At 41.0% G+C, this 16,699-nt stretch carries 17 protein-coding genes; 14 read left to right on the top strand and 3 right to left on the bottom strand.

Going from position 1 to position 16,699, the window contains the following annotated elements; translation table 11 throughout:
• Positions 1 to 264: 264 nt before the first annotated feature.
• From L3V41_RS02365 to flgA, 3 genes are all read right to left on the bottom strand, one after another.
• Positions 265 to 696 carry a flagellar protein FlgN gene (locus L3V41_RS02365; protein WP_237127105.1) on the bottom strand — a complete coding sequence of 144 codons (432 nt, stop codon included), beginning with the start codon at positions 694 to 696 and terminating at the stop codon, positions 265 to 267.
• Positions 689 to 1,009, bottom strand: coding sequence for a flagellar biosynthesis anti-sigma factor FlgM (gene flgM / locus L3V41_RS02360; RefSeq protein WP_062569699.1), 321 nt, complete (start codon positions 1,007 to 1,009; stop codon positions 689 to 691). The genes L3V41_RS02365 and flgM overlap by 8 nt, the downstream gene beginning before the upstream one ends.
• A gap of 78 nt (positions 1,010 to 1,087) precedes the next feature.
• On the bottom strand, positions 1,088 to 1,792 hold the full coding sequence (flgA, locus tag L3V41_RS02355; protein WP_062570034.1) for a flagellar basal body P-ring formation chaperone FlgA: 705 nt from the start codon (positions 1,790 to 1,792) through the stop codon (positions 1,088 to 1,090).
• A 142-nt stretch (positions 1,793 to 1,934) separates the two neighbouring features.
• Here flgA and L3V41_RS02350 point away from each other — a divergent pair, with 142 nt between their 5' ends.
• The 14 genes from L3V41_RS02350 (at position 1,935) to L3V41_RS19970 (ending at position 16,383) form a co-directional block, all read left to right on the top strand.
• Positions 1,935 to 2,867, top strand: a complete 933-nt coding sequence (locus L3V41_RS02350) for a chemotaxis protein (RefSeq protein WP_062569700.1) — start codon at positions 1,935 to 1,937, stop codon at positions 2,865 to 2,867.
• A 21-nt stretch (positions 2,868 to 2,888) separates the two neighbouring features.
• Positions 2,889 to 3,719: a protein-glutamate O-methyltransferase CheR gene (locus L3V41_RS02345; protein ID WP_062569701.1), complete on the top strand. Its 831-nt coding sequence runs from the start codon at positions 2,889 to 2,891 to the stop codon at positions 3,717 to 3,719.
• A gap of 137 nt (positions 3,720 to 3,856) precedes the next feature.
• Positions 3,857 to 4,267 (top strand): flagellar basal body rod protein FlgB, encoded by a 411-nt coding sequence (gene flgB / locus L3V41_RS02340; protein ID WP_062569702.1) that lies wholly within the window; start codon positions 3,857 to 3,859, stop codon positions 4,265 to 4,267.
• 2 nt (positions 4,268 to 4,269) lie between these two features.
• Complete coding sequence (gene flgC / locus L3V41_RS02335) at positions 4,270 to 4,701, top strand: flagellar basal body rod protein FlgC (RefSeq protein WP_062569703.1); 432 nt, start codon at positions 4,270 to 4,272, stop codon at positions 4,699 to 4,701.
• A gap of 13 nt (positions 4,702 to 4,714) precedes the next feature.
• Positions 4,715 to 5,395 carry a flagellar hook assembly protein FlgD gene (locus L3V41_RS02330; RefSeq protein ID WP_193987631.1) on the top strand — a complete coding sequence of 227 codons (681 nt, stop codon included), beginning with the start codon at positions 4,715 to 4,717 and terminating at the stop codon, positions 5,393 to 5,395.
• Between the two features lie 56 nt (positions 5,396 to 5,451).
• A complete protein-coding gene (gene flgE, locus L3V41_RS02325) occupies positions 5,452 to 6,819 on the top strand; it encodes a flagellar hook protein FlgE (RefSeq protein ID WP_062569705.1) in 1,368 nt (455 codons plus the stop codon).
• A 193-nt stretch (positions 6,820 to 7,012) separates the two neighbouring features.
• Positions 7,013 to 7,777, top strand: coding sequence for a flagellar basal body rod protein FlgF (locus tag L3V41_RS02320; protein ID WP_062569706.1), 765 nt, complete (start codon positions 7,013 to 7,015; stop codon positions 7,775 to 7,777).
• 21 nt (positions 7,778 to 7,798) lie between these two features.
• Entirely contained in the window at positions 7,799 to 8,587 is a 789-nt protein-coding gene (flgG, locus tag L3V41_RS02315; protein ID WP_062569707.1) for a flagellar basal-body rod protein FlgG, read from the top strand.
• A 15-nt stretch (positions 8,588 to 8,602) separates the two neighbouring features.
• Positions 8,603 to 9,286, top strand: a complete 684-nt coding sequence (flgH, locus tag L3V41_RS02310) for a flagellar basal body L-ring protein FlgH (RefSeq protein ID WP_062569708.1) — start codon at positions 8,603 to 8,605, stop codon at positions 9,284 to 9,286.
• Positions 9,287 to 9,298: 12 nt separating this feature from the next.
• Entirely contained in the window at positions 9,299 to 10,393 is a 1,095-nt protein-coding gene (locus tag L3V41_RS02305) for a flagellar basal body P-ring protein FlgI (RefSeq protein WP_062569709.1), read from the top strand.
• Positions 10,394 to 10,518: 125 nt separating this feature from the next.
• Positions 10,519 to 11,475: a flagellar assembly peptidoglycan hydrolase FlgJ gene (gene flgJ, locus L3V41_RS02300; RefSeq protein WP_062569710.1), complete on the top strand. Its 957-nt coding sequence runs from the start codon at positions 10,519 to 10,521 to the stop codon at positions 11,473 to 11,475.
• 13 nt (positions 11,476 to 11,488) lie between these two features.
• Positions 11,489 to 13,486 carry a flagellar hook-associated protein FlgK gene (gene flgK / locus L3V41_RS02295; protein WP_062569711.1) on the top strand — a complete coding sequence of 666 codons (1,998 nt, stop codon included), beginning with the start codon at positions 11,489 to 11,491 and terminating at the stop codon, positions 13,484 to 13,486.
• 2 nt (positions 13,487 to 13,488) lie between these two features.
• Complete coding sequence (gene flgL / locus L3V41_RS02290) at positions 13,489 to 14,742, top strand: flagellar hook-associated protein FlgL (RefSeq protein WP_062569712.1); 1,254 nt, start codon at positions 13,489 to 13,491, stop codon at positions 14,740 to 14,742.
• 234 nt (positions 14,743 to 14,976) lie between these two features.
• Positions 14,977 to 16,383, top strand: a complete 1,407-nt coding sequence (locus L3V41_RS19970; RefSeq protein ID WP_062569713.1) for a flagellin — start codon at positions 14,977 to 14,979, stop codon at positions 16,381 to 16,383.
• The last annotated feature ends 316 nt before the right edge of the window (positions 16,384 to 16,699 follow it).

The raw sequence follows: 16,699 nt of genomic DNA, 5'->3' as shown, positions 1-16,699 counted from the left end.
TACAAATAAAGCGCGATTTATCGCGCTTTATTTTTGACTCTGAACAGCTTATTTTAGTAGATATGGTTTTAGGTTTTGCTTAGGAAACTCACGAGTAAATCTTACTTTGTAGTCGCGACTTTATGTCGCGTTATTTATAAGCAATAACTTGGAGCAATAATCAGGTTTACAGCGCCATCTTTTCGGCAAATAGCAAAGTGGCTTATCAGAGGGGGCTATCAATTTGTGAGGTTGTCGTAATAAAGGAGAGATAACCCAAACGCATTACGCTTTTAGGTTATGTACAATTTTATTCTCGCCCTGAATAACACTGCCACCTTGGTCATAGGTCATAGACGATGGTGCACCAATTAAAATATCTTTTAATTGTTTTACACTTAGTTGGGCTTGATGTGCGGCATGTGCATTGACATCGTTTTTCTTTTTGCAATTTGTAAGAAGCTCATTCACCTGCGTGATAAGTGAAGAAACGTCTTCATCTTGAGCATCATTTTTACTCACAAGCACCTGAACTTCTTTATCAAGCGTTTGAATTTTTTGTAATAAGGAGATTTTTTGTTGGGCAATCTCTTTTAAACCTTCACCTCGTTTTGAGGCAATGGCTGTTAGCTCATCATCTAAAAGCGCAGCAATAGACTCTAAATAAGAGACTTGCTGTGTTAATTTGCTGGCAATTAAATGGTTATGATCAGCCATAAACGTCAAACTCGAATGCTGCGATGTTCTTTGCTAGTTTTTCAGTATCAATTTGATACTTTCCTTCGCTGATTGCTTTTTTCAACTCAGCGACTTTTGTACTGTCAAAACCAGATGACTGCTCAGCCTTTTCTTGCAAAGATTTTAATTGCTTTGCTTGCGGCGTTAAGCTCACTGAATCTGCACTGGCTTTAGGCGCAGCTGATTTAGCCGTTTGCGTGTTAAGGTTATCTTTTTGTAAATCAAGCTGTTTTTGCTTGGTATTCGTCAACACAGATGTTTGCTGACTATTATTATTGACGTTGCTTACCATTATTTTGACCTATACATTACCCAACATATGCCTTGGTATCGGCAGGCACACAAGATACTTTAACATAAATATTAAAAATTAAATATTCACCTGTACAGACTCGACACCATCCACGCGTGCATTTAATACTTTACCTGATTTTTTGTTTTTTACACGTACTAATTCATCAAGCGTACCATCTTCTAAAGCAACACCTGTTGTTTTGATTCTAAGTCCACGTATCGCTGCAATGATGGTTACATTATCCCCTTTGCACACCATACAAATATGGCTCATGACAATCGGAAGACCGCTGCGGATATTACGTTTGCTCCGACTTCCTATTAGCACTGATTCATCTTGAATATATTGCGTACGAACAAATTGTTTAGGCTTCATTTCAAGACGCAGATGTTCAGCTTTAATAACCTCTCCACGAGTTAAATTGGTTGTTACTACTACCACAGGCTCAAGTTCAATAATTCTGACATGCACATACTGCGTCCAACTATTTAAGTCTTCGCATTTAAGTTGTACGGTTACCTGCCGATTAAAAGGAGGTTCAGTCGGTACGGTTTTACTCAGCGGTAACTGACAAGGCCTATCAGGGATTCGGCTATCAAGAGGCAGTGCGCTGACTTGTGGTGTTGAATCCAGATCAGTTATTTGTTCGCTGATAAAATCGATAGCGATTTGTTGAAGTTGCTGGTGATTATAGACTTCAGCGTGAAGTTGCGTACTAAGCAACAGGCTAGCAAGAAAATAAAAAACACTGTATCTTCGGCTTTTTTTTAACAAACTCATCATGTTTCGACTATGCTTATGGTTGAAAACAAGGTATAAATATTTTGCGTCAAAAAACAGACGCTTTGTAACCTTATGTAGCTTTAACACAAAGAAAGCAATTATTGTTCCGACTCTGGTTGTTTATCTTTAGGAGATTGAAATGGCAGGCATTTTAGACTCAGTTAACCAGCGTACTCAGTTGGTTGGGCAAAACCGCCTTGAATTACTATTATTCAAACTCAGAGGGCGTCAACGCTTTGGTATTAACGTGTTTAAAGTAAGAGAGGTTTTACAATGCCCACCGCTTACAAACATGCCAAAATCAAACGCCTATATCCGTGGTGTGGCCCATATTCGAGGTCAAACTATCTCAGTTATCGATTTATCTATGGCTGTTGGCGGTCCTGCGATTGAAAATATTAAAGATAGTTTTATTATCATTGCGGAATACAATCGCTCAGTTCAAGGCTTTTTAGTCGGTGGTGTTGAACGTATTGTAAATATGAATTGGGAAAAAATTATGCCTCCGCCATCAGGCGCTGGCCGTTATTCGTATTTGACAGCCGTTACCGAAATTGAAAACGAGCTGGTAGAGATCCTTGACGTTGAAAAGATTCTTAACGAGATTTGCCCGGTTAATACTGAGGTCAGCGCTGAGGTTGTGGGCGAAGGCGAAATTCAAAAAGATTTAGGCGAACGCATTGTCTTTATTGCTGATGATTCTGCGGTAGCAAGAAACCAAGTTAAGCGTGCACTTGAGCCATTAGGTGTGCAAACTGAACTTGCTAAAAATGGTAAAGAAGCGTTACTCAGGCTACGTGAAATTGCTGAACTTGACTGTCAAAACAACATCACTGAACGTGTTGGGTTGCTGATATCTGATGTTGAAATGCCTGAAATGGACGGTTATACCCTAACAGCAGAAATAAAAGCCGATCCAAAATTATCACCGCTACATGTTATTTTACATACATCGCTGAGTGGTGTATTTAATCAAGCAATGATTGAAAAAGTGGGTGCGGATGATTTTATTGCAAAGTTTAACCCTGATGAATTAGCGAGAGCTGTTAAAAAATGGGTTCACTGTGATTAATAATTTATAGGTGGTATTACTTTGGAAAATAAGCACTTACAACAAAGCGAATACGATCAATTTCGCTCTTTTTTAGAGCAACAATGTGGGATTGTGTTAGGTGATAATAAACTTTATTTAGTTAAGAGTCGCCTAGCCCCATTGATGGCTCGCTTTAGTGTGGAATCGTTATCACAGCTTGTGAGCAAAACATTAAGCCCTCATGAGAGGCAGTTACGTGCCGCAGTTGTTGATGCGATGACGACAAACGAAACACTTTGGTTTCGTGATCAATACCCCTTTGAGTTACTTAAAACTAAATTGTTTCCTGAATTTAAAGACTTGCGTAGACCGGTGAAAATTTGGTCTGCGGCAAGCTCTTCTGGTCAAGAGCCTTACTCGATAGCTATGTCGGTTGCTGAGTTTCAGTCTAAGCAACCTGGTGTTTTAAAAATGGGTGCGCAGATTATCGGTACTGATATTTCAAATACTATGCTTGATATGTGTAAGAATGCAGAATACGACTCACTTGCCCTCGCACGAGGCTTGTCGATGGAAAGGCGGCAAAAGTTCTTTAAGGATAGTGGCAATGGTATGGCGCAGGTGGTTGATCCAATAAGAAAAATGGTCAGTTTTAGGCATCTAAACTTATTAGATTCTTATGCCTTGATGGGCAAGTTTGATATTATTTTTTGCCGCAATGTACTGATTTACTTTTCACCAGAGGTTAAGGCAAAAATTATTGCGCAATTTGCGCAGGCACTTAACCCTAAAGGCTATTTATTTTTAGGTGCATCTGAGTCAATGGCAGGTTTAAGTGATAGTTTTGATATGGTACGTTGTAATCCAGGTATCATCTACCAGAAGAAATAATTCCCTCCTAGCAACCTAACGATTAGGTTGCTATATTTTATTTATTTTCAATTAGTTATAACCATATTTATAGCCCCCTTAATTTTTGGCTTATCTTTTGCATTATGCTACGCAGAGTCAAATTTTTGGAGATGGTTATGGCTATCAGTTTTGATAAAGCATTCGGTGTTCACCCCCATGCAATGTTGATCCGTTCACAACGTGCTGAGTTATTAGCGACGAATATCGCTAATGCTGATACGCCGGGCTACAAGGCAAAAGATGTGGATTTTGCATCTGCATTAAAAGCGGCAAAAAGCAACCAACAAAGCGGCAACACTATGGTACGTACAAACGAGAAACACCTTGCGGGTGGTAGTCGTTTTGTTGGTAACTCAGAAATGTTTCGCACGCCAAATCAAGCAGATACAGGTGATGGTAACTCTGTTGATATACAAGTGGAACGAAACTTGTATGTACAAAACTCATTAGAGTATCAGGCAAGCCTGCAATTTATGAGTAGTAAAATTAAAGGCCTTAAAAAAGCCCTCGGTAGTCAAGGAGCTTAATCATGAGTTTATATAATGTTTTTGATATTTCAGGTACGGGGATGAGTGCACAAAATGTGCGTTTAAATACCACGGCGAGTAATATCTCAAATGCAAATACGATTAGCTCAAGTCAAAATGAGACTTACCGAGCGCGCCATCCTGTGTTTGCCGCTGAACTAACAAAAGCGTCAGCATCACAAAGCAATCCTCAGGGCTCTTCTGTTGGCGTTAAAGTACTGGGTATTGTAGAGAGCGACAAGCCCCTGCAAATTGAATATAACCCGAATCATCCAAGTGCAGATGAAAACGGTTATATCTACAAGCCTAATGTTAACGTCGTAGAAGAAATGGCTAATATGATTTCTGCCTCTCGCTCTTATCAAACAAATGTGCAAGTTGCTGATGCAGCAAAGCAAATGTTAAGTAAAACACTGTTGCTTGGGCAGCGGTAACCGAGGATAAGTTATGAGTAACGACATCAGCAGTGCGTCATCCACGTATTTAGATAACTTACGTTGGCAAGACAATCAAACGAAAACAGAAGAGAAAGATGACACATTAACACAAGAAGATTTCTTCTCGTTATTAACTCAGCAGTTATCGTTTCAAGATCCGAGTAAGCCCGCTGACAATGATCAAATGATTGCTCAGATGACAAACTTTACCATGGCAGAAGGTATTTCAAATCTTAATAGTAAATTTGAATCCCTTACGGCTTCGATGACATCTAACTCGGCACTACAAGCATCTACTTTAGTGGGTAAACAAGCGTTGCTTGAGTCAAATATGTTGGATTTAAATGAAACGGGTGTTTCTAAAGGATCTGTTGTTGCAGAAAAACCGGTAGATAAGTTAACACTGCGTATTGAAGACGAATCGGGCCAACTTGTCAGAACCATTGAGTTAGGTGCGCAATCTGCTGGTGCAATTCGTTTTGAATGGGATGGCGAAAATGAAGATGGTGAACGTTTGCCTCCTGGCGAGTACAAAATCAAAGCCGAGGGAAGTGTTAATGGTGACTATACTAGCTTACCGATAGCGACTTTCAAGAATATTGAGAGTGTCAACATTAATGGTTCGAACGGCATTATTATAAATACTAAAGAAGGCGCGGTTAGGCTAACTGATGTAGCAGAAATCGCTTAATTATACAGATTAATTAGTTAGCCAAGTGCTACAGATTGACACTTTAGAGGTGAATTATGAGCTTCAATATTGCATTAACCGGACTTGCTGCCGCGCAAAAAGATTTAGATGTAACAGCAAATAATATTGCGAACGTTAATACGACAGGCTTTAAAGAATCACGAGCTGAATTTGCGGATGTATATGCATCTTCAGTGTTTAGCTCAGGTCGAACTAAAAATGGTGACGGTGTGCAAACAACCATGGTGGCTCAACAGTTCCATCAGGGGTCACTACAGTTTACTAATAACTCGCTTGATTTAGCCATCACTGGCGAAGGTTATTTCGCGATGAGCCAAGAGCTAGGTGCTCAAGATTTTACTTATACGCGCGCTGGTGCCTTTAAGCTAAATAAAGATAACTTTGTTGTTGATGCTAAAGGAAACTACTTACAAGGTTTCCCTGTGGACCCTGCAACAGGCGATACAACGTCAGTGAGCTTAAGTACCTCTTCAGCTATTCAAATCCCAGACTCATCAGGCTCGCCGCGTTCAACAAATAACGTGTATTCATCGTTCAATCTAGATTCACGTTCTACTACGCCAACAGTGACGCCTTTTGATCCTGAGACAAGTGCGTCGTATAACAGTTCGACATCGACAACGATATATGATTCACTGGGTGAGCCGCACGTATTACAGCTTTATTTTGTTAAAACAGATGCGACTGTAACGGGGAATGACAATGAGTGGCAAGTGTATGCTACGCTTGATGAGAAATCATTTAGCCCAGCAGGTGTTGAAGAAACAGCAGCACCTTACACACCATTATCGACATTTCAATTTGATTCAAGTGGTTTACCATTAAACACAAATGGTGCACCAAACACAGATGCTACCTTCAACCCACTTTCTATCCCAAATGGTGCGGGTGCTGGGGTTGGTTTATCTGACTTATTATCAAATGGTGCGAGTTTCCCTGAAGACGTTAATATTAACTGGCGTGATGAAGCAGGTACTACGAATAAAATACCAACCCAGTATGCCAGCCGCTTTGAAGTGAAAGCACTTGAACAAGATGGCGCAACAGTGGGCCGCCTAGCAGGTATTGATATTGGCACAGATGGTAAGGTTGTTGCTTCGTACAGTAATGGTGATACCTCATTCCTAGGGCAAGTTGCCATGGTTCGTTTTTCTAATTCACAAGGCTTACAACAAGTGGGCGATACATCGTGGAAGAAAAGCTTAACCTCTGGTGAGCCTATTGCTGGGGAGCCAGGTTCAGGTACACTTGGTACTGTGAATTCTTCTGCTCTTGAGCAGTCAAACGTGAACTTAACAACTGAGTTAGTTGATTTGATTAGTGCACAGCGTAACTTCCAAGCAAACTCGCGTGCGCTTGAAGTGAACTCAACACTACAACAAAATATCTTACAGATCCGTTAATAATAGCGGATCTTCAACTCAATCCGACACAAGGGCTGCTCTTTAATAGGCAGCCTTTTTCATTTTAGTCATATAGGCCCACACCGCTACAACAGAGAGCTTTACATTCCATAGGCGTTTAAATAAGGCGTCAATTTTACTTTGGCACTGTTATTGCATTTATCAAATATCGTATTTTTAATGAGTCAATGTTATGGACAAAATGGTCTACATTGCCATGTCGGGTGCTAAGCAAAGTATGCGAGGTCTAGCCCTAAAGGCTAATAACCTAGCGAATGCTAACACCACTGGCTTTAAAGCTGATTTTGCACAAGCCCGCTCTATGCAAGCATTTGGTGAAGGCATGCCTACACGCGTGTTTTCTATGCAAGAGCGACCTGGCTCAAATATGGAGTCGGGTGGGTATGTTGAGACTGGGCGCGATCTTGATGTTGCATTGAGCGATAGAGGTTGGCTAAGTGTTCAAGATGCCTCAGGTAACGAAGCTTATACAAAAGCCGGCACATTAAACATTACTCCCGATGGCGCATTAATGACCAGCCATGGACGTCAAGTTATTGGCGAAGGTGGTCCGATTATTTTGCCACTGCCGATTGAAAAAGTTGAATTTAGTTCTGATGGTTCTATTCAAGTTCGACCTCAAGGTGCGCCAGCAAACTTTTTAGAAGTCGTTGACAGACTTAAGGTTATTGAGGCTGACAACACGCAACTTGAAAAAGGTAATGATGGCTTATTTCGGCCAAAACCAGAGACCTTAGTGAATGGCCAATGTACCTTTTGTGATGTGTCAGAAAATGTAGAGGTGTTATCAGGCACACTTGAAATGTCCAATGTGAATCCTGTACATGAAATGGTCGATATGATCAGCCATCAACGCCAATTTGAATTACAAGTTAAATTGATGAAAACAGCGGAAGAGATTGATGAACGTCAAGATCAGCTGTTACGCATCGTTTAATAGCACTGAGAGGGTAGAATTATGAATCCTGCATTGTGGATCAGTAAAACAGGGCTTGATGCCCAACAAACCGATATTTCGGTGATTTCAAATAATCTTGCGAATGCCAGTACGGTAGGCTATAAAAAAAGCCGTGCAGTATTCGAAGATTTACTATATCAAAATATCAATCAGCCTGGTGGTCGCTCATCACAAGATACTGAGATGCCATCAGGTTTAATGCTTGGTGCGGGTGCAAAAGTAGTTGCAAACCAAAAGAACTTTTCGCAAGGTAACATGCTTACTACCGAAAACTCACTCGATTGGATGATTTCAGGCCCCGGCTTTTTTGAAGTACAACTGCCTGATGGAAATATTGCTTACTCACGTAATGGTCAATTTACAACCGATGAAGATGGCCGAATTGTAACCTCAGGTGCGGGTTTCCCTATTCAGCCTGAAATGAATGTTCCTGACGATGCGCAATCAATCACTGTTTCACAAGACGGTGAAGTATCTGTGCGGGTGGCAGGACAAGCAGAAAATGTCGTGATTGGTCAGCTTACAATCAGTGATTTTATTAATCCGTCGGGTTTAGAGCCGATGGGGCAAAACCTGTATACAGAAACCGCTGTAAGTGGTGCGCCTGTGCAAGGTAATCCAGGTATTGATGGCTTAGGCACTGTGGTTCAAGGATCACTTGAAACGTCGAACGTTAATGTAACCGAAGAGCTTGTTAATCTGATTGAAACGCAACGAATTTATGAAATGAATTCAAAAGTGATTTCAGCGGTTGATGAAATGCTTAGCTATATTAATCAGCAGCTTTAATGGGTAGGAGGTCGCATGCGTAATATTATCTTAGTCACATCGGCAGCATTTATGTTAGGTGGTTGTATGTCAACACAGAACCACCATGTGGTTCAGGATGACCCTTACTATGCACCTATGTATCCAGAGCCTTCTGCTGAACAAATGGTACCAACAGGTTCATTGTTTGATAGTTATCTGTCAAATGATCTGTATTCAGATAAAAAAGCACTCAGAACAGGCGATATTATTACTGTTAAGTTGCAAGAGTCTACGCAAGCATCGAAAGCGGCAAAAACTGAAACAGATAAAGAAACGGATGCCAGCTTAGATCCGGTTATCGGCTTAGGTGGAAACCCAGTTAATATAGGCGGAGATAGCATCCAGTTTGGCATTGGCTCAGGTTCATCGTTTAAAGGCGATTCAAAGTCAAACCAGTCTAATAGCTTATTTGGTGATATATCCGTCAATGTAATGCGCGTTTTGCCTAATGGCAATTTAGTGATCCGCGGTGAAAAGTGGCTAACCTTAAATACAGGCGAAGAATTTATTCGTTTAGAAGGCTTAGTTCGCCCTGAAGATGTGACCGCCGATAATACAGTCACATCAAATCGCATTGCGAATGCACGAATTCAATATTCAGGAAAAGGGCAAATGCAAGAGTCGCAAAGTGCTGGATGGCTTTCACGATTCTTCAGCAGTTCACTTTTTCCTTTTTAGAGGTAACACATCATGAATGGGGTTAAATACATCATCGCGCTTTGCTTACTTAGTTTGCAGTTTAGTGTGCAGGCTGAGCGGGTTAAAGATGTCTCTATGGTTGAAGGTGTTCGCTCTAACCAATTAGTTGGCTATGGTCTGGTTGTTGGTTTGCCAGGAACTGGTGAGCAAAGCCGTTTTACTGAACAAAGCTTTAAAGCCATGCTCAATGGTTTTGGCATAACTTTGCCGGCGAGTTTAAAGCCAAAAATTAAAAATGTTGCCGCCGTTGCTGTGCATGCAGAACTGCCTGCATTTAGAAAGCCTGGCCAAACAATTGACATCACTGTTTCTTCAATTGGTAGTGCAGGTAGTTTACGTGGCGGTACATTACTGCAAACCTTCTTAAAAGGGGTGGATGGCAACACCTATGCGATTGCCCAAGGTAGCCTTGTCGTCGGTGGGTTAGGGGCAGAAGGTGCTGACGGTAGCCGTGTTATTATCAATACACCCACTGTTGGGCGTATTCCAAATGGCGCAACGGTTGAGAGAGCAGTTAAAAGCCCGTTTATGCAAGGTGACTACATTACCTTTAATTTGAATCGCCCAGATTTCACAACAGCAAAAAGATTAGAGCAAACAATTAATGACTTAGTTGGTCCAAATAGCGCGCAAGCAATTGATGCGGCGTCAGTGAGAGTGCTTGCACCTCGTGATGCATCGCAGCGTGTTGCTTATTTATCAACGCTTGAAAATTTGGAGTTCAAGCCTGCTGACACTGCAGCAAAAATTATTGTTAATTCACGTACAGGCACAATAGTGATTGGTAAGAATGTTAAGTTGCAACCGGCGGCGATAACGCATGGTGGATTAACCGTTACCATTGCTGAGCAGCAAAATGTTTCGCAGCCAAACGCATTTAGCGAGGGTGAAACAGTTGTGACTAATCAAAGTATTATCGATGTTAACCAAGATGATTCTCGTGCATTTGTATTTAATCCAGGAATTAGTCTTGATGATCTGGTGCGTGCTATTAACGAAGTAGGGGCAGCCCCAGGTGACTTAATGGCCATTCTTGAAGCTCTTAAGCAAGCAGGGGCCATAAATGGGCAACTTGTGATTATTTAATTAACTAAAAACGCGCGAAAGCGCGTTTTTAGTCTCTGCGTTATTATTCTACATTCTTTTCTCTTATTTGTTGGCTCATTTTTTGCATTTGATTGGGTATTAATAATTATTGTGTCAAAAAGCTGATGGATACTAATCATCTCGACAAGCAAAACTTTTTTGATTTAGGTAACTTAGACTCATTACGTCAAAGTGCCCTAAAAAATGATGCCTCTAGCGATGCGTCAAAAGAAGCGCTAAAAAAGGCGGCGGCACAATTTGAATCTATCTTCACACAAATGCTCTTGAAGAGCATGCGTAAAGCGAATGAAGCGTTCGAAGATAAAGACAGTCCTTTTAACACCAGTGGCGTAAAGTTTTTTGAAGAAATGCATGATCAGCAGCTATCAGTCGAGCTGTCTTCAAATGGCTCATTGGGTTTAGCAGATCTTATTGTTCAGCAGTTATCGCCTGATGGCAAAAAATTTATGCCAGGCTCTGTGCTTAGGACTACAACTGAGTTTAACAGTGATAGACGTGCAAGTGGTGTTGAACAGCCAGATACGACGACTAAAGCTGTCGAGACTACGTCAGCCAATGAACAAACTGAAAATCGCTTTGATGATGCTGAATCATTTATCAGCACGGTGTGGGAACATGCTAAAAATGCAGCTGAGAAAATTGGTTTAAACCCTGCTGTCATGGTTGCGCAAGCAGCCCTTGAGACAGGTTGGGGAAAACACATTATTAGTAAAGCAGACGGCACCAGTAGTAACAACTTATTCAATATTAAATCTGATAAAAGCTGGCAAGGTGACAAAGCAAGCAAACTTACTTTGGAGTTTGAGCAAGGTGTGCCTGTTAAGAAACAAGCCAGTTTTCGTTCTTATCAATCGATTAAAGAAAGTGTTCATGATTTTGTGGATTTCCTCAATGAGAATCCTCGTTATCAAGAAGCACTTGAAAACACCGCAGAGCCTGCAGCATTTTTAGATTCTTTACAAAAAGCAGGTTATGCAACAGACCCAAATTATGCCGATAAAATAAAGCAGGTACTAAAGCGTGTTGAGCTTCAAAGTGTTGCTGCTTCATTGGTACGTTAAGGAGTAAGCCCTCATGTCATTTAATATTTATGACATTGCAAATGCTGGTATAAGAGCAAACTCACAGTTGCTGCAAACCACCAGTAAAAATATAGCCAATGTTAATACAGAAGGCTACGTACGTGAGCGAACAGAATTTACTACCATGATCGACAATCAAGTTGGTCGTGGTGAAACTTATCGTTTACTCAATGAGTTTGCGCAAAAACAGCTCAATCGTGACACGTCAAGTAAAGCATTTTTTGACCAATTTGTAACTGAAGCAAGCCGCATGGATAGCTTATTCTCAGAAGAGTCAAATAGTGTATCAACCAGTGTTAATTCGTTTTTTAATAATATTCAAGAAAGCCTAAATCAGCCATCGTCAAATGTTGCGCGTTCTTTAGTGATGACAGATGCACAGAATCTAATTGATCAAATGGATAGACTATCGGGGATTGTTTCAGAGCAAAAAGCGGTTGTGAATGAGCAGCTAGAAATCTTTTCCGAAGAAGCGAATAATTTAATTCAAAGTATAAGTGAACTGAATTCACAAATTGTTGCTGTTGATGGCACTGACCGTGAGTCACTTTCAAGTAGCCTTTATAATGAACGTGATAAAGCGATTCGTGATTTATCAGAATTAATTGATATTGAAACGTTGGATGGAAGTAACGGTGAAAAACAAGTTTATTTAGGCACAGGCGAAGCCTTAGTTATGGAAAATGGTACATTTAATTTATTTTCTTTAACAGGCGATCCTGATCCGAGTTTTCAAGAACTTAAGTTAGATGTCAATGGTGGCAAAGCTGTGCCGCTTGAGGTAGATACGGGTAAATTAAAAGGCAAAATTGGTGGTCTTTTATCATTTCGTGATGACATCCTCGTGCCGGCACACAATCAGCTTGGTCAAATGGGGTTGGCGCTTGCTGATGCATTTAACCAACAGAATCACTTAGGTATGACTGCAAATGGTGAAATGGGCGGAGATATTTTTGCTATCCCTTCAACCAATGGCCTTGCGTATCAGGCAAATACGGGTAACGCATCAATGACGGCAACTGTTGAAGCTGGGTTTGGTAGTTCACTACCAGCCAGTGATTTTGTGATTAGTTATACCAGCCCTACGACAGTGGAAATCCAAGCGGTTGATAATAAAGGTGAGCCAATTGGTGCAGTAACAACCGCAGATGTTGTGGGTGGGGTTATTGACTCTTCAACTATTACACCTGCCGGTGGTGAGTCATTTGGTTTAGAGCTCAATGTTTCTGGCACGGCGAATGTCGGTGATAAGTTTATGGTTAAATTAAACTCTCACGCTTCTGGCAATTTAGAGCTGGCTACAAACAGACCCGAAGACTTAGCGCTTGCATCGCCTATTCGCACTGCTAATGATATCAACAACACCAGTGATGCCAGTATTTCTGCCGGAACAGTAACCGATGCAGGCTATTTTGGTTCTCCAGTCAGTTTACCTAATGGCAGTATTACAATTTCTAAAACTGCAGAGCCAGATGAATATACAGTGTCTGATGGGGTTAATACTGAAACATTCAACGGAACACCGCCATTAAAAAATGTACTTTCAGCTGCAGGCGGTAATTTTGTAAATTACGGTTTTGATTTCGATATAGAAGGTACACCTGCTTTAGGTGATACATTTACTGTGGAAGCAAATGAAGGCGGAATTGACGATAACCGTAATGGTTTATTGCTTGCTGATATTCAGAATTCAAATATCGTGAGACGAAATGTTGACGGCTCAGCAGATAATAATCATCAGACCGTTAATCAAGCCTATACTGGTTTAGTGTCTGATATTGGTGTTGTTACAGGGCAAGCTCAAACGAATGGCGCGGCTTTTACAGCGTTGGCTGAGCAATCTGAAGCATGGTATGAGTCTTTGTCGGGTGTAAACCTAGATGAAGAAGCTGCTAACTTGCTTCGTTTTCAACAATCTTATGCGGCGTCTGCACAAGTGCTTGCGACTGCCCGTTCAGTTTTTGATACCTTATTAAGTGCGGCGAGGTAATTATGCGTTTATCTAATAATTTAATGTACCAAAGCAGTATCAACAAAATTCTTGAAGGGCAGCAAGGTGTTGCTAATGCACAAGAGCGCGTGAATACTGGGCAAAAATATTTATCGACTTCAGAAAGCCCGTCTGCCTACTCGCAAGCATCTTTATTTACAAATAAAATTCAGACAAACGAGCAGTATACTAAAAATATTAATCAACTGAATGGCAGATTAGAAACAGAAGAAAGTGTACTACAAAATATCAATACCACCATTCAGGCTGCGCAAGAGCTAACAATTCGTGCCGGTAATGGAGCAATGAGCCAAACAGACTTACAAACCATTGCCAGCGAGCTGGAGGAGCTGCAAAAGTCTTTGCTCAGCTCAATGAATAGCCAATCTGAAGATGGCAAGTATATTTTTTCTGGTTATCAAGATAGCACGCAAACATACAGCCTGAATACGCTAACTGGCTTATATGAATATCAAGGCGATCAGGGACAGCATAAAGTAACAATAGCTAAAGGTGTTGATGTTCGCTCAAGTGATAATGGTTTTACTGCGTTCGAAAAAGTGAATGCCCGCCTTGATGTGGTATCAAATGAGGGAACAGCGGCAGGTGGTGTTACATCGGGTACAGTGTATGTCAAAAAACAAGCTGATTTTGATAAGTTCCATCAAGCGAATTACGACTTGAACCCGACGGCATTGCCTGCAGATAATACATTTCAAGTCGAACTTGTTCCGGGTGTTAACCCTGGTGACCCTGACACCTATGTTATTAATGATGGCTATGGTAATCCAATCACCCCAGCAGTGACTGGTGAATACACAGGCGAGCCAATTGAATATGCCGGTATGGAGTTTAAGCTAGAGGGCGCAGCCCCTGGTACGTTTGATTTTTCGTTGCAACAACCGCAAAAAGAAAATGTACTCAATACCATGCAAAACCTGATCACTAGCCTTAATAGTGGTCTTGAAGGCGATGAGCTGCACGATGCACTCGCTGATGGCTTAGTACAATTACAAAATGCCAGTGATCAAGTTGTGTTTACCCAAGCAAGTTTAGGTGCCCGCATGAACTTGGTTGAACAAGTGACGGATTCAAATAGCGCGTTAGATATTAATAATAAAGAGAGTAAAGCAAATCTAGTTGAAGTCGATATGGCCGAAGCGATTAGCGACTTAACGAAACATGAAACAGCGTTGCAGGCATCACAAGCAACTTTTGGGCGCTTAGCCAACTTAACATTGTTTGATTATTTATAGTGACAAAACATCGGAAATAGTTTGCCTATTTCTAAAAAAGCCAGTGGCAATAAATTGTCACTGGCTTTTTTATTATGAGCTTTATCATAAGGAGTGAATTAAAAACGCTTATAAAACATGGTTTTAAAATTTATTTTTGAGCTGGCACGCTTCCTGCTTTATGTGTTTTACAAAGCGCGTGGTTCCTCACATTATCATTGGACCACAGCCTAATTAAAACTAGGAGATGGTAAAATGGCATTAACAGTCAATACTAATGTGTCGTCACTAAACGCACAGCGTAATCTGAATAAATCAAGTCAAGGTTTAACAACCTCAATGGAACGCTTAGCGTCAGGTATGCGTATTAATAGCGCCAAAGACGATGCAGCGGGCCTACAAATTTCAAACCGTTTAACATCACAAATAAACGGTCTTGCAGTCGCACAGCGTAACGCAAATGATGGTATCTCAATGGCGCAAACAGCTGAAGGTGCGATGCAAGAGTCTACCAGTATCTTACAACGTATGCGTGAGCTTGCGCTTCAAGCTGCAAATGGTTCAAACTCAGCAGAAGATAGAGACGCGCTACAGCAAGAAGTTACAGCATTACAAACAGAATTAACTCGTATCTCTGATACAACAACGTTCGGTGGTGTACAGCTACTCGATGGAACCTTTGGCACTAAGCAATTCCAAGTGGGCTCAGATGCGAACCAAACGATTGATGTAACACTTGAGAGCACAGCTGCGGGTGATATCGGCTCACATGAAGTGAAAGGTGGTGGGTCAGTTTTTGGTGAGTTTAATAACTCAACACTTGCAACAGAGTTTGCTAATGGTACTGGTGGCAGCGTAACTTTCTCTGGTTATAAGGGTGCTTATACACATACCTATGCAAATACACAATCAGCAGTGGATGTGGCTGAGGCAATTAATGCAGAAAATACAGGTATTGAAGCAAAAGCCTATGTGAATGTAACAATCGACAATTTAGGTGTTGATGATGATGGTACTTTAAACGTAGGTACTAAATCTTATGATTTAGCAACGTTTGCGGGTAACGCGGAACGTTTATCTGAAGAGCTTGCTAAAGATGGCTTTAATGTAAAATTTGATGCAGATACAGGCTCTATTGATCTAACTGCTGAAGGTGTGAATGGGGTTGAAATCACAGGTTCAACGCTACCAGGTGCTACGGTGCAGTTAGATGGTAATGCAACAGCAGCTGATGTGAGTAAAACGTCTGAACTAAGACTTACCTCAACTCAACAGTTTACAGTGGGTGATGATGGTACGGCAGACGCGGCAGAACTTGTTGCAGGAACTGCCTCTACGTTATCTACTGTTAAAGATATTGATATTGCATCGTCTCAAGATGGTGCGCAAAGTGCTATTGATGTTATTGACTCGGCAATTGCACAAATTGACAGTATTCGAGCTGGACTTGGTGCGGTACAGAACCGTTTTGGTCACACAATTAGTAACTTAGCGAATGTTGCTGAAAACGTATCGGCTTCACGTAGCCGTATTCAAGATACTGATTTTGCAACAGAAACAGCGCACATGACGAAAAACCAAATCTTGCAACAAGCGGGTACGTCAATTTTGTCGCAAGCGAATCAAATACCACAAGCAGCAATCAGCCTATTGGGTGGCTAACATTAGTTGTTATTCTAAAAACGCACTCACTGAGTGCGTTTTTTGTTTTAAGCGTCAGATCTTTTACTATCCTAGGTGGATATCGATAATTAGATTTTGCCAAAGAGCTTACGGGCAACTTTATCTTGAAATAGCTATTAATAAGTACGATGAGTAATAGTTGTGACTCTTGGTCGCACGGTTTTATTAAGCATCACTGCATTAGTAGAAAACGTAATAATGGCTCTTTTAAGCGATAAATGTAGGGATTGAATGCAAAACATCTTCTTTAAATAGACGGTTTAATGAATAATAAAATTCAATAATTTTAAACAGT

The sequence above is a fragment of the Pseudoalteromonas sp. L21 genome (assembly GCF_021728035.1).
In the GTDB taxonomy this organism is placed as follows: Bacteria; Pseudomonadota; Gammaproteobacteria; order Enterobacterales; family Alteromonadaceae; genus Pseudoalteromonas; species Pseudoalteromonas arabiensis.
This window is presented reverse-complemented; position numbering and strand designations above follow the sequence as displayed.

Coding starts and splice junctions, on each gene's coding strand:
- L3V41_RS02330 (WP_193987631.1), top strand. CDS start 4,715: ATGAGTAACGACATCAGCAGTGCGTCATCCACGTATTTAGATAACTTA.
- flgM (WP_062569699.1), bottom strand. CDS start 1,009: ATGGTAAGCAACGTCAATAATAATAGTCAGCAAACATCTGTGTTGACG.
- L3V41_RS02320 (WP_062569706.1), top strand. CDS start 7,013: ATGGACAAAATGGTCTACATTGCCATGTCGGGTGCTAAGCAAAGTATG.
- L3V41_RS02365 (WP_237127105.1), bottom strand. CDS start 696: ATGGCTGATCATAACCATTTAATTGCCAGCAAATTAACACAGCAAGTC.
- flgC (WP_062569703.1), top strand. CDS start 4,270: ATGAGTTTATATAATGTTTTTGATATTTCAGGTACGGGGATGAGTGCA.
- flgK (WP_062569711.1), top strand. CDS start 11,489: ATGTCATTTAATATTTATGACATTGCAAATGCTGGTATAAGAGCAAAC.
- flgG (WP_062569707.1), top strand. CDS start 7,799: ATGAATCCTGCATTGTGGATCAGTAAAACAGGGCTTGATGCCCAACAA.
- flgH (WP_062569708.1), top strand. CDS start 8,603: ATGCGTAATATTATCTTAGTCACATCGGCAGCATTTATGTTAGGTGGT.
- L3V41_RS02305 (WP_062569709.1), top strand. CDS start 9,299: ATGAATGGGGTTAAATACATCATCGCGCTTTGCTTACTTAGTTTGCAG.
- flgB (WP_062569702.1), top strand. CDS start 3,857: ATGGCTATCAGTTTTGATAAAGCATTCGGTGTTCACCCCCATGCAATG.
- L3V41_RS19970 (WP_062569713.1), top strand. CDS start 14,977: ATGGCATTAACAGTCAATACTAATGTGTCGTCACTAAACGCACAGCGT.
- flgJ (WP_062569710.1), top strand. CDS start 10,519: ATGGATACTAATCATCTCGACAAGCAAAACTTTTTTGATTTAGGTAAC.
- flgA (WP_062570034.1), bottom strand. CDS start 1,792: ATGAGTTTGTTAAAAAAAAGCCGAAGATACAGTGTTTTTTATTTTCTT.
- flgL (WP_062569712.1), top strand. CDS start 13,489: ATGCGTTTATCTAATAATTTAATGTACCAAAGCAGTATCAACAAAATT.
- flgE (WP_062569705.1), top strand. CDS start 5,452: ATGAGCTTCAATATTGCATTAACCGGACTTGCTGCCGCGCAAAAAGAT.
- L3V41_RS02350 (WP_062569700.1), top strand. CDS start 1,935: ATGGCAGGCATTTTAGACTCAGTTAACCAGCGTACTCAGTTGGTTGGG.